Consider the following 13613-nt stretch of genomic DNA (forward strand, 5'->3'; position numbering starts at 1 on the left):
GTCTGGCCTTTCATGGTCGTGCTGGCAACGCGGCTCAGGTCTGCGCGGCCGGCCCACCGATCGGCGGCAACGGGCGGGACTCGGGCTTGTCGTCGTCCTTGCCGGCCTTGTTCCAGCCCATCGGCGGCGGCGGCTCGCGGCCTTCCATGATGGCGTCGATCTGCGGCGCGTCGATGGTCTCGTACTGCAGCAGCAGGTGGGACATCGCGTGCAGTTTGTCCAGGTTCTCGGTGAGGATGGTCTTGGTGCGCGCATAGGCGCGGTCCAGGATGGCGCGCACCACTTCGTCGATGCGGCGCGCGGTCTCGTTGGACACGTTCTTGTGCTGGGTGACCGAACGGCCCAGGAACACCTCGTCCTCTTCCTCGCCGTAGGCGATCGGGCCCATCTCGTCGCTCAGGCCCCACTTGGTGACCATGTTGCGGGCCATCTTGGTGGCGCGCTCGATGTCGTTGGACGCACCGGTGGTGACCTTGTCGGCGCCGAAGATCAGCTCTTCGGCCACGCGGCCGCCGTACAGCGAGCACAGCTGCGATTCGATGGCCACGCGGTTGAGCGAGTACTTGTCGCCTTCGGGCAGGTACATGGTCACGCCCAGCGCACGACCGCGCGGAATGATGGTGACCTTGTAGACCGGATCGTGCTCCGGCACCACGCGGCCGACGATGGCGTGGCCGGCCTCGTGGTAAGCAGTGAGCGTCTTCTCTTCCTCGCTCATCGCCATCGAACGGCGCTCGGCGCCCATCAGGATCTTGTCGCGGGCGCGGTCGAAGTGGTCCATACGGACGTCCTTCGCGTTCTCGCGCGCGGCGAACAGCGCCGCTTCGTTGCAGAGGTTGGCCAGGTCCGCGCCGCTGAAGCCCGGCGTACCGCGGGCGATGACCATCGGCTCCACGTCGTCGGCCAGCGGCAGCTTGCGCATGTGCACGCGCAGGATCTGTTCGCGGCCCTTCACGTCCGGCAGGCCCACCACCACCTGGCGGTCGAAACGGCCCGGACGCAGCAGCGCCGGATCCAGCACGTCAGGACGGTTGGTCGCGGCGATCACGATGACGCCTTCGCCGCCCTCGAAGCCGTCCATCTCGACCAGCAACTGGTTCAGGGTCTGCTCGCGCTCGTCATGACCACCGCCCAGGCCGGCGCCGCGGTGGCGGCCGACGGCGTCGATCTCGTCGATGAAGATGATGCAGGGGGCATGCTTCTTGGCCTGTTCGAACATGTCGCGCACGCGGCTGGCGCCCACGCCAACGAACATCTCGACGAAGTCCGAACCGGAAATGCTGAAGAACGGCACCTTGGCCTCGCCGGCGATGGCCTTGGCCAGCAGCGTCTTGCCGGTGCCGGGCTGGCCGACCATCAGCACGCCGCGCGGGATCTTGCCGCCCAGCTTCTGGAACTTGCCGGGATCGCGCAGGAACTCGACCAGTTCGCCGACTTCTTCCTTGGCCTCGTCGCAGCCGGCGACATCGGCGAAGGTGACCTTCACCTGGTCCTCGCCCTGCAGCTTGGCTCGCGACTTGCCGAAGGACATGGCGCCCTTGGCGCCGCCGCCGCCGCCCTGCATCTGCCGCATGATGAAGATCCAGAACCCGATGATCAGCAGCACCGGCAGGAAGTTCAGCAGGATGGCCACCAGCGAGATGCCGCTTTCGGGCTGCTCGCGGTCGATGGTGACGTTCTTGTCCAGCAGCGTGTCGACCAGCTTGTCGTCCTGCGGGCCGTACACGGTACCGGTGGAGTTGTCCTTGCGCTTGAACGCGATGGCGTTGGTGGCCAGGTTGCTCTCGTTGGTGAACTTCACCGAAGCCACGCGGCCGGACTCGACCTCGCGCAGGAATTCGGAATACGTGATCGGGCCGCCGGTCGCGGTGACGCCGCCCTTGGGCGAGAAGCTCTGGAAGACCACCATCAGCACGACGGCGACGACTACCCACAGCAGCAGATTCTTGGTCAGGTCGTTCATCCTCATCGGCTCCGGCGTTCCTCTTTCGTAATACGCACTTTACGTCACCTTACTTGATCTGGATCCGCTTGCCCTGCCCCAGGGCGTATACCTCGGGGGAGCGCTTGCGGGAGGCATCCGGCTTGCGGATCGCCACCTTGTCGTAGCGGCGGCGGAGCTCGCGGATGTAGTCGTCGAACCCGGTGCCCTGGAACAGCTTGATCAGGAAGGCGCCGCCCGGCTTCAGGTGCCGGTCGGCGAAGTCCATGGCCAGTTCCGCCAGGTACATCGCCCGCGGCTGGTCGACCGCGTCCACACCACTCTTATTGGGGGCCATGTCGGACAGCACAAGGTCCACGGGCGCGCCGTCCAGCAGGGCTTCAAGCTGCGATAGGACGCTGTCGTCCCTGAAATCACCGTGAAGGAACTCCACGCCCGCCAACGGCGGCATGTCCAGGATGTCCATCGCCACCACGCGACCGCTGTCGCCCATCGCCTGGCGGACGAACTGCGACCAGCCGCCCGGGGCCGCACCCAGGTCCACCACCACCATGCCCGGTTTGAGCAGGCGGTCGCGTTCCAGCAGCTCTTCCAGCTTATAGGCCGCGCGCGAGCGCAGGCCCTCGGCCTGGGCCTTCTTCACGTAGGGATCGGAGAAGTGTTCCTTCAGCCAGCGCTGGCTGCTCTTGCTGCGGGTGGCCATGGGCGGCGATGTCTCCGGGCACGCTGCGACGGGAGCCGCCGGAGCCGTTCGTGGGGGCCGCCATGATACCCTGATCGCCCTTTCCCACCCGTACCGTGCCGCATGCCTGTTGCCCTGACCGCCGCCCAGACCCGTTTCCTGCGCGGCCAGGCCCATGACCTGAAAGCCCTGCTGCAGATCGGCAACAAAGGCGTCACTCCGGCCTTCCTCGCCGAGCTGGACGCCGTGCTGGAACAGCACGAACTGGTCAAAGTGAAGGTGGCGGGCGAAGACCGCGAGGCACGCGACGCGATGATCGGGGAACTGGCCGAGCAGGCCGACGCCGCCCTGGTGCAGCGCATCGGCCACACCGCCGTGCTGTACCGCCCCAGCAAGGAACGCCGGCAGATCGTGCTGCCGCGCGGCTGATCCGACTCTCCTGGCTTCCGTCATGCAGCTGAGCCACGAACTGCCCGACTACGCCTTCACCCTGCGCTCCGCCGACGGCCGCACCGCGCGCGTGAACGACCGTGTGCTGGCGACCAGCTTCGTCCTCTCCCCGCAGCAACTCGTCGAAAACTGGCAGGTGCACGACAGCGCAGCGCTGGTGCCGGACGACCTGGCGCCACTGCTGGCACTGCAGCCGGAAGTGATCCTGCTAGGCACCGGCGAACGCCAGGTGTTCCCCCCCGCCGCCGTCATGGCGGCCTGCCTGCGCCAGGGCGTGGGTCTGGAGGTCATGACCAACGCCGCGGCCGCCCGTACCTTCAACGTGCTGGCCGGCGAGTCGAGGCGCGTGGTCGCGGGTTTCCTGCTGGCGCCGGGCTGATCCCCGACACGGGGGGCGCGCCGCGCACGGCTACCGGCGCGCAGCCTCGTTGTGCATCAGCCGTACCCAGACGCCGTAATGGTCCGACGGCCAGGCGCCGGTGGCATCGGGCTGGTCAAGGATGATATCGGCTTCGACCACGCGGAACGCATCTCGCTGGGCGAACACGTGATCGATGCGGATCGGCGCATGACCCAGGTGAGGATTGAGCGTGGTATGCACCGCTGCGTTCGTGTCCACGCCCGGGTGTGCGTCCGAATAGGCCTCGGCGAAGCGCGCGCGCAGCAGCGCAAGTTCGGGCATATCGGAGCGCGCATTGAAGTCGCCGCCGATGATCGAGGGAGCGTCGCCCGCCGTCTCGCCTATCAGCGTCAGCACCCCGGCGATCTGGTCGGCCCTGATCGCGCCGCCCTCCGGCGTGTGGTGCAAGTGCGTCACGTAGACGTTCAACGGGCGGCCATCGACCGTCGTGCGCACCCACCCGGCGTTGCGGTAGTCGTCCAGTGGCGACAGCTTCACCTCGCGGGAGGCTTCGATCGTGCCCCGCACCAGGATCGCATTGCCGTAGCGGCGGGCCTGGGTGGGCGCATCGGCGGAAAAGAAGCGGTACTGGTAGCCCAACCGTGAAGCCAGGACCTGCGCCTGGTTGGGCAGTGCCGCATCCTGCAGGACTTCCTGCAGCAGGATCACATCGGGTCCCCGCGCGCGCAGGTCCGCGATGATCGCATCCTGCCTGCGCGGCCAGTCCTGCTTGTCGTGCCAGAGGTTGAGCGTCACCGCATCCACGGTGGCCGGGCTGTCTGCCGGCGTCACGACCTTCGACGCACAGCCTCCGGCCAGGCAGAGCAGCACGCTCCACAGCACGGCGACGAAACCTGCACGTGCCATCCTGACCCGCTTCATCGCGCCGGCAGATATTGCAACGGATCCACCGGCTTGCCGTTGTGGCGGATTTCGAAGTGCAGCATCTCGCGCGCGGCGCCGGTGCTGCCCATTTCGGCGATCTGCTGGCCGGCCTTCACGTTCTGGCCTTCGTTGACCAAGCGCTTGCGGTTATGGCCGTAGGCGGACAGCCACTGCTCGCTGTGCTTGATGATGATCAGTTCGCCGTAGCCGACCAGGCCGGCGCCGGAATAGACCACCACGCCATCAGCCGCCGCACGCACCGCCTGGCCGCTGCTGCCGGCGATGTCGATACCCTGCTTGGTCGCATCGCCGCCGACGAACCGCCCGATCAGATGGCCGTCCGCGGGCCATCGCCAGGCAAACCCGCTGCTCGCCGGCGCGGGCGCCGGTGCAGGCCGGGTCACCGGCGCCGGCGGCGGCGTGGGCCGTGTCGTGGTGCCAGCGGTGGAGCGTGGGGGCGTCGTCGTCGGCCTGTTGCTGCCCGGATACAGCTTGAGCGTCTGCCCCGGATAGATCGTGTAAGGCGCGCCCAGCCCGTTCCAGCGGGCCAGGTCGTTGACGTCCACGCCATTGCGGAACGCGATGCCGTACAGCGTGTCGCCGCGCTGCACGCGCACGGTCGCGCCGGGTTTTCCCTGTGAGGGCTTGCGGGTGGCGGACGATGCGGAAGGCTCGCGCACCACGGTGGTCGAGCAGGCGCCCAGCAGCGCGACACCCAGTCCGATCAGGACGACAGAGGTGATGCGGCGGGCGGAACGGATCGTCGTGGTCATGCGTCGCTTTGTTTCCTCACAGGGCATGTTCTCAGCCGGTCAGCCGCTGGAACAGTTCGCGTACGGCCACGCCACCGCCCCCGATCAGCACGCTGAAATAGACGATCGTGCCGATGTTGGCCAGATGGCCCAGCAGGATCGCGCCACCATCGCGCTGGATGAAGCCGATGGCGTACAACAACAGCGCCAAGGCTGGCAGGGTATTGCTGAATGGCACGAATCCGAAGGGCGCCATCAGCAGCAGGGCGGCCAGGATGAAGGCGAGGTTGTTGATCACGCCCTGCCCCGGCCCGTCGACGAAGAACCGCAGCCGGTGCGGGCGGCTGATCTTCTCCATGCGCCGCACCCAGACCAGTCCGGCGGTCAGGCCCGGACGCAGGCGCGCGGCCGGCAACGCCTTGTGCTTGACCCGCTGCGGCAGCCACAAGGGCCGGTTGATCAGACGGCTGACGCCGACCAGCAGGATGGCCGCACCGAACACCGTGCTCACACCCGGAATCGACACCGGGATCAGGAACACCAGGGTCAGCAGGACGGTGAGCAGCAGCAGGCCCTCATCACTGAAGACATCCAGCAGTTCGCCCAGGCTCAAGGCGTCGGGAGGCAGGCGCTCGATGATGTCGGCCAGTTGCTGGCCCAGCGAGGCGGCCGGATCCACGGCTTCGGTTTGAGGGGCGTCGGTCATGCGCTCAGTCCAGCGTGCCCGACAGCAGCGGCACGAACACCACCGGTGCCAGCGTGGTTTCTTCCACGCTGCCGTCTTCGCGCTTCACCAGCCGCACCAGCGATTGAGAACCGCTGCCGCCGACCGGCGCCACCAGCTGCCCGCCCACCGCCAGCTGCTCGACCAGCACCGGCACCAGCGCAGGCGCCGCGGCGGTCACGATGATGCCGTCGTAGGGACCGTGCTCGGCCCAGCCGATGCGGCCATCGTCGTGCTTGCTCCGCACGTTCAGGCCCAGCTGGCGCAGGCGTTTGCGGGCCTGGCGCAACAGGTCGCCGATCCGCTCCACCGTGTAGACCTCCAGGCCGAGGATGGCGAGCACCGCGGCCTGATAGCCGGACCCGGTACCGATTTCCAGCACCTTCTTGGGCGCATTTTCCAGCAGCACTTCGGTCATCCGCGCGACCACCCAGGGCTGGGAAATGGTCTGGCTGTGGCCGATCGGCAGCGCCGTGTCCTCGTAGGCGCGCGTGGCCAGCGCCTCGTCCACGAACAGATGGCGCGGCAGCGTGCGGATGGCGTTGAGCACGCGCTCGTCGACGATGCCGGCCTCGCGCAGGCGCTCGACCAGGCGATCACGCACACGCTGCGAGGTCATGCCCATGCCCACCGCTTCGGGCTGCAGGCGCAACCGCGGCGTCACGCCGACGCCTCCAGCGCGGCGGTGAGCCCGCCGACCCAACCTGCGACCTTTTCCAGCGCCTGGTAACGGGTCAGGTCCACGTGGATCGGTGTGATCGAGATGTACCCCATGCGCACGGCATGGAAGTCGGTGCCCGGGCCCGCGTCCTGTTCGCGTCCGGCCGGACCGATCCAGTACACCGTATGGCCACGCGGGTCCGGCTGCGGTACGCAGGGCTCGGAACGGTGACGGTTGCCCAGGCGGGTGACCTCGAAGCCGCGCACGTCGCCCCAGGCCATGTCGGGAACATTGACGTTGAGGATGGTATCGGCCGGCAGCGGATCGGCCTTCAGCCGCGCCACGATCTCCACGGCCGCGCGCGCCGCGGTTTCGTAATGCTTCGCATCGTGGTTCTTGGTGGCCAGCGACATCGCCACGGCCGGCAGGCCCAGGAAACGCCCTTCCATCGCCGCCGACACGGTGCCCGAATAGATGACGTCGTCGCCCATGTTGGCGGTGTTGTTGATACCCGAAACCACGATGTCCGGCTCGAACTCCAGCATCCCGGTCAGCGCCAGGTGCACGCAGTCGGTGGGCGTGCCGGCGACGCTGCAGGTGTAGTGATCGATGCGCTTGAGCCGGATGGGCAGATCCAGCGTCAGCGAGTTGCTGGCGCCCGAGCGGTCGCGGTCGGGGGCGACCACATATACTTCATGGCCCGCACTGCGCAGGCCTTCTGCCAGGATTCGGATGCCGGGGGCGTCGACGCCGTCGTCGTTGCTGACCAGTACGCGCATGGGTTTCCTCGGGGACGGGCCCATGATACCGGAACCGCGCCGATGCTTCCCGCGCTTGCGTCGCAGGACGATGCGGCTACGCTGGTGGCATGGCCCGACCCGATCCGCCCGACGACGACGACGCTGCGCTGTTCCGCGACGCCATCGGCGAAGTGCGCCGCATGGAAGACGCGCCGCCGCCGCCGCGCAAGGCGCCGCCCCGGCCCCGCGCGCGCATGGCCGAGCGCGACGAGTGGGATGCGCGCAGCGAGTTCCAGCGGGGACTGGATGCGCTTGAGCCGCTGGCGGCTGGCGACACGCTCAGCCATCGCCGCGACACATTGCCTGCACGCGCATTCCAGCGCTTGAAGCGGGGCCAGTTCGCCGTGCAGGACGAACTCGACCTGCACGGCGCCACCGCCGCGCAGGCCGAGGGCCTGCTGCGGGGTTTCCTGGCCGAAGCCGTTCTGCACGAATACGGCTGCGTCCGCATCATCCACGGCAAGGGCCAGCGCGCGGACGCGGGTGCGCCGGTGATCAAGAACCTGGTCGACCGCCTGCTGCGCCAGCGCGCGGACGTGCTGGCGTTCCATTCGGCGCCGCCGGCTCAGGGCGGCACCGGTGCGGTGCTGGTACTGTTGGCGCGTCGCCGTTAGGCGGTTTTCAGTTCGTCGAGGCGATGGGCTTGATGACGGTCCGCTTCGGCGGGTTGACCCAGACCACGCGCGTGCCGCGTTGCTTGGCCACGCTGTCTACATAGGCCACGTAGACCTGGTCGATCTGGGTTTCGCGCTGCATGAGCGGCGCATCGCGCATCGCACTCTGCGTGCTGGTGCAGCCTGCCGACAATGCGGCAAGAAGCAGAGTTCCGCACACGAGGTTCAGACGTTTCATGGTGACCTCCCGTCGGTCGGAGTGGACATGACATCCGATACACCGGAGTGCGCCTCCGGCTCACCTTCGGCTTATACGCCTGCTGCAGCAGGCTTCCAGTCCCCTCAGCGATCTTCCGACAAGCGGTCGGAAATCACCTGCGACGCCTCCCTGACCTCGCCAAGCTCGTGCAGCACCGCCGTCGCATAACTGCCGGGCGGCAGCGCGAAGCTCAACCGCAGCACCGATGAATCCGGCCACTCCCACGCCAGCCCCTCGGGTCGAAGCCGCAAGGCACGACGCTCCTGGCGCAGGCCTTCCTGTTCCAGGCCGGCCTTCAGCGCCTGGGCATCATCGCTCTGCAACGCGCCCTCTTCGCAGTCGCGGGCGGCCGCTTCCGCGCGGGAGACGCCCTTCCCCCACAGGGGACCCGTCGGATGGATGTCGAAATCCCGCAGGCGCTGCGCCAGCGTCCCGCTCCAGGGTTCGGGGCCGAAAACGCTGCGACTGCCCGCCAGCATCCAGACCTCGCCTTCCAGGCCGCGATTCCAGCTGCCATCGGCCAGGCGGGCGGCCAGCACGCGGTTGAAAAGCGCCGAGCGCGCGGCCGAGAGCAGCAGCGAACGCTGGTCACGTCGCACCCGGCGCCCGGCGAACATCGCGAGCGCCGCCGCCACATTGCCGCCATCGCGGCCGAAGCGCTGCTCGCCGAACCAGTTGGGCAGGCCGTGCGCAGCCATCTCGCCGAGCCGCGCCTCGATGGCGGTTCGATCGCCCGCGACATCCCGCAGGACCAGTTCGAAGCGATTACCGGCCAGCGCCCCACGCGGCAGCTTGCGCGAATGCCATGAGGCCTCGATGACCTGGAGGTCGTCCGACACCAGGCCCGCCAGATCCGGCGCCACCTTGCGCGGCAGGTGCACGCTGAAACGCTGGCGGGTGACGGCATGGCGATCCTTCAGGCCCGCATAGCCCACGCCCATCTCGGCGATGCCCGCCCAGGCAGCGATGCGCTTGGCGGCGAAGGCCGTGTTCATGCCGCGCTTCTCAACCGTCAGCAGCAGATGCTCGCCTTCGCCCGACGGGTCGAAGCCCGCCAGTTCCTCGACGAAGAAGTCTTCGGGCGTGCAACGGAACCGCGCCGTGAGCACCGGCGCGCCGAACGCGCGCGGCAGCGGCTCGCTCATGCCTTCACCAGCAGCACCACGGCCTGCGCCGCGATGCCCTCGCCGCGGCCGGTGAAGCCGAGCGTCTCCGACGTCGTCGCCTTGATGCTGACGGCGCCCACCTCGATGCCAAGGTCTTCGGCCACACAGGCGCGCATGGCATCGGCGTGGGGTCCGACCTTCGGACGCTCGCAGATGACGGTGACGTCCGCATTGCCGACGCGCCAGCCGCGTTCGCGCAGCAGCGCGTCGCAATGCCGTACGAACGCACGGCTGTCGGCGCCCTTCCAGCGATCGTCGGAAGGCGGAAAGTGCTTGCCGATGTCGCCCAGTGCCAGCGCGCCCAGCATGGCGTCGCATAGCGCGTGCAACACGACATCGCCGTCGCTGTGCGCCAATACGCCGCGCGCGTGCGGCACGCGCACACCGCCCAGCATGACGTGGTCGCCGTCGCCGAAGGCGTGGACGTCGAAGCCCTGGCCGATGCGGATGTTCAAGGTGTCGGGCATGGCGATACCGTGCGGGCTCAGGTGCGGCGCGAAAGCTCGAACTCGAACCGGTCGAGGTCCGCGCGCGTGGTGATCTTGAAGTTGCTTTCCGCGCCCTCGACCAGCAACGGCCGCAGGCCCTGCCGCTCCATCGCCATGGCCTCGTCGGTCACTTCGATGCCGTCGGCCGTCGCCGCTTCCAGGGCACGCGTCAGTTGCAGGCGGCGGAACAGCTGCGGGGTGAAGGCGCGCCACAGCCGCTCGCGCGGCTCGGTGCCGTCGATGCCGCCATCGTCGCCCGCGCGCTTGAGGGTATCGCGCACGGGGGCGGCAAGGATCGCACCAACGGGATCGTTCCGGCCGCGCTCCAGCAGTTGGACAAGGTCTTCCCGCCCCAGGTTCGGGCGGGCCGCATCGTGCACCAGCACGAAATCGTCCGCGCGCACGCTGGCCGGCAATGCCTGCAGGCCGGCCAGCACGGATGCCGCCCGCGTCGCGCCGCCGGTACAGGCGATCAGCGGCCGGCCCTCGTAATCCGTCCAGCCCGGCCAGTCCGGATCGTTCTCCGACAACGGCACCACCACGCCTTCGACGGCGTCATGGGCGAACAGGGCCTGCAGCGTCCAGGCAAGCAGCGGGCGACCGTGCACGGTCAGGTACTGCTTGGGCAGTTCGCCTCCGAAACGGGTACCACGGCCGGCGGCAGGGACCACGGCCCAGACACCGGCCATCAGGGCGCCGCCTCTTCGTGCGCGTCGGCGGACGCCGGATCATCCGACACAGGCGCGGCGGGCACCGGCTCCACCACGCGGTAGAACGTCTCGCCCGGCTTGATCATGCCCAGCTCGCTGCGCGCGCGCTCCTCCACCGCCGATTCGCCGGACTTGAGGTCCTCGACTTCGGCGGCGAGGGCGTCGTTGCGCTCCTGCAGGCCCGCGTTCTCGCGCTTCTGCGCCGCGACCTGCTGTTCCAGCGCGACGACCTGGCCCGAACTGCCGACGCCGAACCAGAACTTGTACTGCAGCCATCCCAGCAGCAGTACGAGCACCAGCAGGAGCCAGGGCGCCTTGCGCATGGATTACTTCTTCAGCGACACGAAGGCATTGCGGCCGGCATAGCGCGCCTTGCCGCCCAGCGCTTCTTCGATGCGCAGCAGCTGGTTGTACTTGGCCACGCGGTCGCTGCGGCACAGCGAACCGGTCTTGATCTGGGTCGCCGTGGTGGCCACCGCGATATCGGCGATGGTGGTGTCCTCGGTTTCGCCGGAACGGTGCGAAACGATCGCCGCGTAGCCCGCGTGGTGCGCCATCGCGATGGCTTCCAGCGTTTCGCTCAGCGTACCGATCTGGTTGACCTTGATCAGGATCGCATTGGCGGTACCGGATTCGATGCCTTCCTTGAAGATCTTCGGGTTGGTGACGAACAGGTCGTCGCCGACCAGCTGCACCTTCTTGCCGATCCGGTCGGTCAGCAGCTTCCAGCCCGCCCAGTCGTCCTCGGCCAGGCCGTCCTCGATGGTGATGATGGGGTACTGCGCGGCCCAGTCGGCGAGGAAATCGACGAACTGCTCGCTGGTCAGGCGCTTGTTCTCGCCCACCAGGTGGTACTTGCCGTTGTCGAAGAATTCGCTGGACGCCACGTCCAGGCCCAGCAGCACGTCCTCGCCCGCGGTGTAACCGGCCTTGCCGATGGCTTCCAGGATGGTGTCCAGCGCTTCCACGTTGCTGCGGAAGTCCGGTGCGAAACCGCCCTCGTCGCCGACCGCCGTGCTCAGGCCGTGGCCCTTCAGCACCGATTTCAGCGAGTGGAAGATCTCGGTGCCGGCGCGCAGCGACTCGGCGAACGAGTCGAAGCCGACCGGCAGCACCATGAACTCCTGGAAGTCCACGTTGTTGTCCGCGTGCGCACCGCCGTTGATGATGTTCATCATCGGCACGGGCAGCGCGACATCGCCGGTGGCCAGGTACTGCCACAGCGGCTGCTTCTTCGAGGCAGCCACCGCATGCGCATTGGCCAGCGACACGCCCAGCAGCGCGTTGGCGCCCAGGCGGCCCTTGTTCTCGGTGCCGTCCAAGTCGATCAGGCGACGGTCCAGGCCTTCCTGGTCGGTGGCGTCGAACCCGTGCAGCGCGTTCGCGATGGGGCCGTTGACGTTCTCCACCGCCTTGCGCACGCCCTTGCCCAGATAACGGGTCTTGTCGCCGTCGCGCAGTTCCACGGCCTCCTTGGTGCCGGTCGAGGCACCGGACGGCACCATGGCGCGACCGAAGGAGCCGTCGTCCAGCGTGACCTCGGCTTCGAGGGTGGGATTGCCGCGGGAATCGAGGATTTCGCGGGCGTGGATCTTGGCGATGTTGGTCATGGCGGGGTTGGATGTGAGGAGAGGGAGTGTTCCACTTCGGCCAGCGCCGCAACGCTTTGCGGACTGGAGTCGATCATAAACGTGCCGTAAAGAGGGGCGATCTTGTCGCCGGGCTCGGCCGTCGTCTGGGCAAAGATAAGGTAATCGCGCCCTTCCATCAGCATGACATCGCAGCTGGTGGTGCCACTGCCTATGGGCGCACCTTTCGGGACCGTTCCCTTCAGGCTGCGCACCACGGTGACGTCGGCGGACTGGGTCGGCAGGCGGATCGGCACGTTCAACGGCGGATCACTGAAGATGCGCTCGTTGAAGGCGGCTTCCTCGGCCGTCAGTGGATGGATGCGATCGACATGAACGATGGCGACCACGCCCGACGTCCGCACCAGTTCGGCGATCGGCGGCGCACGCATGGGCGGAAACGTCCTGCAGGCCTCCGCGCGCAGCGGGCACCATGCCCAGGCCAGCAGCAGACAGACGGATACCGCCCGTGCCGTTCTGGATGGACCGCCGGCCGGTCTCATCAGACCGTGCTCTCAAGGAATCCGTTCTTCTTGGTGACCGCATCCAGCGCCAACAGCGTTTCCAGCAGCGCTTCCATCTTCTCCAGCGGCCAGGCGTTCGGGCCATCGGACAGGGCCTTGGCCGGGTCCGGATGGGTTTCGGCGAACAGGCCCGCCACGCCGACGGCGACCGCTGCACGCGCCAGCACCGGCACGAACTCGCGCTGGCCGCCGGAGCTGCTGCCCTGCCCGCCCGGCAACTGCACCGAATGCGTCGCATCGAAAACCACCGGGCAGCCGGTGTCGCGCATCACGCTCAACGAGCGCATGTCGCTGACCAGGTTGTTGTAGCCGAACGACGCGCCGCGCTCGCAGACCATGATGTCCTGGTTGCCGGTGGACTTGGCCTTGTCGACCACGGGCTTCATGTCCCACGGCGACAGGAACTGGCCCTTCTTGATGTTGACCGGCTTGCCCGCCGAGCAGACCTTCTTGATGAAGTCGGTCTGGCGGACCAGGAAGGCCGGCGTCTGCAGCACGTCCACGACGGCGGCGACCTCGTCCATCGGCGTGTACTCGTGCACGTCGGTGAGCACCGGCACGCCGACCTGCTTCTTCACCGCGTCCAGCACCTTCAGGCCTTCTTCCATGCCCGGGCCGCGGAAACTGGTGCCGGAGGTGCGGTTGGCCTTGTCGAAGCTCGACTTGAAGATGAAATTCATCCCCAGCTTGCCGGTGATTTCCTTCAGGCGGCCGGCGACATCGATCTGCAGCTGCATCGACTCGATTACGCACGGACCGGCGATCAGGAACAGAGGCTGGTCCAGGCCGACGTCAAATCCACAAAGCTTCATTCACACACCTCTCGTTTGAGCCCCTCTCCCCCGGGAGAGGGGTTGGGGTGAGGGTAAGGCGGAATACGGAGGCTGGAACATCTGGATTCCGCCGACCCTCATCCGCCCCTTCGGGG

At 67.8% G+C, this 13613-nt stretch carries 18 protein-coding genes; 3 read left to right on the forward strand and 15 right to left on the reverse strand.

The window, feature by feature from the left end:
- Positions 1-34 precede the first annotated feature (34 nt).
- Positions 35-1963, reverse strand: a complete 1929-nt coding sequence (gene ftsH / locus V8246_RS01960; protein WP_336187685.1) for an ATP-dependent zinc metalloprotease FtsH — start codon at positions 1961-1963, stop codon at positions 35-37.
- Positions 1964-2012: 49 nt separating this feature from the next.
- Positions 2013-2645, reverse strand: a complete 633-nt coding sequence (gene rlmE / locus V8246_RS01965; RefSeq protein ID WP_336187687.1) for a 23S rRNA (uridine(2552)-2'-O)-methyltransferase RlmE — start codon at positions 2643-2645, stop codon at positions 2013-2015.
- A 102-nt stretch (positions 2646-2747) separates the two neighbouring features.
- On the opposite strand from rlmE, the gene yhbY reads away from it, so the two are divergent.
- Both yhbY and V8246_RS01975 read left to right on the forward strand, forming a co-directional pair.
- A complete protein-coding gene (yhbY, locus tag V8246_RS01970) occupies positions 2748-3053 on the forward strand; it encodes a ribosome assembly RNA-binding protein YhbY (RefSeq protein ID WP_313497938.1) in 306 nt (101 codons plus the stop codon).
- 22 nt (positions 3054-3075) lie between these two features.
- Positions 3076-3453, forward strand: coding sequence for an Mth938-like domain-containing protein (locus V8246_RS01975; protein ID WP_336187688.1), 378 nt, complete (start codon positions 3076-3078; stop codon positions 3451-3453).
- Between the two features lie 30 nt (positions 3454-3483).
- Here V8246_RS01975 and V8246_RS01980 read toward each other — a convergent pair whose 3' ends face one another.
- From V8246_RS01980 to surE, 5 genes are read right to left on the reverse strand one after another with little or no spacing between them, the layout of a single operon-like run.
- Positions 3484-4341: an endonuclease/exonuclease/phosphatase family protein gene (locus tag V8246_RS01980; protein ID WP_336187689.1), complete on the reverse strand. Its 858-nt coding sequence runs from the start codon at positions 4339-4341 to the stop codon at positions 3484-3486.
- Between the two features lie 11 nt (positions 4342-4352).
- Positions 4353-5132, reverse strand: coding sequence for a peptidoglycan DD-metalloendopeptidase family protein (locus V8246_RS01985; protein WP_336187690.1), 780 nt, complete (start codon positions 5130-5132; stop codon positions 4353-4355).
- A 31-nt stretch (positions 5133-5163) separates the two neighbouring features.
- Complete coding sequence (locus V8246_RS01990) at positions 5164-5817, reverse strand: exopolysaccharide biosynthesis protein (RefSeq protein WP_336187691.1); 654 nt, start codon at positions 5815-5817, stop codon at positions 5164-5166.
- 4 nt (positions 5818-5821) lie between these two features.
- Positions 5822-6499 (reverse strand): protein-L-isoaspartate(D-aspartate) O-methyltransferase, encoded by a 678-nt coding sequence (locus tag V8246_RS01995; RefSeq protein ID WP_313497928.1) that lies wholly within the window; start codon positions 6497-6499, stop codon positions 5822-5824.
- A complete protein-coding gene (gene surE, locus V8246_RS02000) occupies positions 6496-7275 on the reverse strand; it encodes a 5'/3'-nucleotidase SurE (RefSeq protein WP_336187692.1) in 780 nt (259 codons plus the stop codon). The genes V8246_RS01995 and surE overlap by 4 nt, the downstream gene beginning before the upstream one ends.
- Positions 7276-7364: 89 nt before the next feature.
- Between surE and V8246_RS02005 the strand changes: the two genes are divergently transcribed.
- On the forward strand, positions 7365-7910 hold the full coding sequence (locus tag V8246_RS02005; RefSeq protein WP_336187693.1) for a Smr/MutS family protein: 546 nt from the start codon (positions 7365-7367) through the stop codon (positions 7908-7910).
- Between the two features lie 7 nt (positions 7911-7917).
- Here the strand turns inward: V8246_RS02005 and V8246_RS02010 are convergent, their stop codons facing one another.
- The 8 genes from V8246_RS02010 to kdsA form a co-directional block, all read right to left on the reverse strand.
- Entirely contained in the window at positions 7918-8148 is a 231-nt protein-coding gene (locus V8246_RS02010) for a hypothetical protein (RefSeq protein ID WP_336187694.1), read from the reverse strand.
- A 104-nt stretch (positions 8149-8252) separates the two neighbouring features.
- Complete coding sequence (truD, locus tag V8246_RS02015) at positions 8253-9314, reverse strand: tRNA pseudouridine(13) synthase TruD (protein ID WP_336187695.1); 1062 nt, start codon at positions 9312-9314, stop codon at positions 8253-8255.
- Positions 9311-9802 carry a 2-C-methyl-D-erythritol 2,4-cyclodiphosphate synthase gene (gene ispF / locus V8246_RS02020; protein WP_336187696.1) on the reverse strand — a complete coding sequence of 164 codons (492 nt, stop codon included), beginning with the start codon at positions 9800-9802 and terminating at the stop codon, positions 9311-9313. The genes truD and ispF overlap by 4 nt, the downstream gene beginning before the upstream one ends.
- Positions 9803-9819: 17 nt before the next feature.
- Positions 9820-10515: a 2-C-methyl-D-erythritol 4-phosphate cytidylyltransferase gene (gene ispD, locus V8246_RS02025; protein ID WP_336188310.1), complete on the reverse strand. Its 696-nt coding sequence runs from the start codon at positions 10513-10515 to the stop codon at positions 9820-9822.
- On the reverse strand, positions 10512-10856 hold the full coding sequence (gene ftsB, locus V8246_RS02030) for a cell division protein FtsB (RefSeq protein WP_336187697.1): 345 nt from the start codon (positions 10854-10856) through the stop codon (positions 10512-10514). Before ftsB ends, ispD begins: the two co-directional genes overlap by 4 nt.
- 3 nt (positions 10857-10859) lie before the next feature.
- Positions 10860-12143 carry a phosphopyruvate hydratase gene (gene eno / locus V8246_RS02035; RefSeq protein ID WP_336187698.1) on the reverse strand — a complete coding sequence of 428 codons (1284 nt, stop codon included), beginning with the start codon at positions 12141-12143 and terminating at the stop codon, positions 10860-10862.
- Positions 12140-12553, reverse strand: a complete 414-nt coding sequence (locus V8246_RS02040; protein ID WP_336187699.1) for a hypothetical protein — start codon at positions 12551-12553, stop codon at positions 12140-12142. The genes eno and V8246_RS02040 overlap by 4 nt, the downstream gene beginning before the upstream one ends.
- A 110-nt stretch (positions 12554-12663) precedes the next feature.
- Positions 12664-13497 carry a 3-deoxy-8-phosphooctulonate synthase gene (gene kdsA, locus V8246_RS02045; RefSeq protein WP_336187700.1) on the reverse strand — a complete coding sequence of 278 codons (834 nt, stop codon included), beginning with the start codon at positions 13495-13497 and terminating at the stop codon, positions 12664-12666.
- Positions 13498-13613 lie beyond the last annotated feature (116 nt).

The sequence above is a fragment of the Pseudoxanthomonas sp. F11 genome (genome assembly GCF_037046485.1).
In the GTDB taxonomy this organism is placed as follows: domain Bacteria; phylum Pseudomonadota; class Gammaproteobacteria; order Xanthomonadales; family Xanthomonadaceae; genus Pseudoxanthomonas_A.

Excerpts from the sequence above, each read along its gene's own strand:
- ftsH (WP_336187685.1), bottom strand. The coding sequence starts at position 1,963 with ATGAACGACCTGACCAAGAATCTGCTGCTGTGGGTAGTCGTCGCCGTC.
- rlmE (WP_336187687.1), bottom strand. The coding sequence starts at position 2,645 with ATGGCCACCCGCAGCAAGAGCAGCCAGCGCTGGCTGAAGGAACACTTC.
- yhbY (WP_313497938.1), top strand. The coding sequence starts at position 2,748 with ATGCCTGTTGCCCTGACCGCCGCCCAGACCCGTTTCCTGCGCGGCCAG.
- V8246_RS01975 (WP_336187688.1), top strand. The coding sequence starts at position 3,076 with ATGCAGCTGAGCCACGAACTGCCCGACTACGCCTTCACCCTGCGCTCC.
- V8246_RS01980 (WP_336187689.1), bottom strand. The coding sequence starts at position 4,341 with ATGGCACGTGCAGGTTTCGTCGCCGTGCTGTGGAGCGTGCTGCTCTGC.
- V8246_RS01985 (WP_336187690.1), bottom strand. The coding sequence starts at position 5,132 with ATGACCACGACGATCCGTTCCGCCCGCCGCATCACCTCTGTCGTCCTG.
- V8246_RS01990 (WP_336187691.1), bottom strand. The coding sequence starts at position 5,817 with ATGACCGACGCCCCTCAAACCGAAGCCGTGGATCCGGCCGCCTCGCTG.
- surE (WP_336187692.1), bottom strand. The coding sequence starts at position 7,275 with ATGCGCGTACTGGTCAGCAACGACGACGGCGTCGACGCCCCCGGCATC.
- V8246_RS02005 (WP_336187693.1), top strand. The coding sequence starts at position 7,365 with ATGGCCCGACCCGATCCGCCCGACGACGACGACGCTGCGCTGTTCCGC.
- V8246_RS02010 (WP_336187694.1), bottom strand. The coding sequence starts at position 8,148 with ATGAAACGTCTGAACCTCGTGTGCGGAACTCTGCTTCTTGCCGCATTG.
- truD (WP_336187695.1), bottom strand. The coding sequence starts at position 9,314 with ATGAGCGAGCCGCTGCCGCGCGCGTTCGGCGCGCCGGTGCTCACGGCG.
- ispF (WP_336187696.1), bottom strand. The coding sequence starts at position 9,802 with ATGCCCGACACCTTGAACATCCGCATCGGCCAGGGCTTCGACGTCCAC.
- ftsB (WP_336187697.1), bottom strand. The coding sequence starts at position 10,856 with ATGCGCAAGGCGCCCTGGCTCCTGCTGGTGCTCGTACTGCTGCTGGGA.
- eno (WP_336187698.1), bottom strand. The coding sequence starts at position 12,143 with ATGACCAACATCGCCAAGATCCACGCCCGCGAAATCCTCGATTCCCGC.
- V8246_RS02040 (WP_336187699.1), bottom strand. The coding sequence starts at position 12,553 with ATGCGTGCGCCGCCGATCGCCGAACTGGTGCGGACGTCGGGCGTGGTC.
- kdsA (WP_336187700.1), bottom strand. The coding sequence starts at position 13,497 with ATGAAGCTTTGTGGATTTGACGTCGGCCTGGACCAGCCTCTGTTCCTG.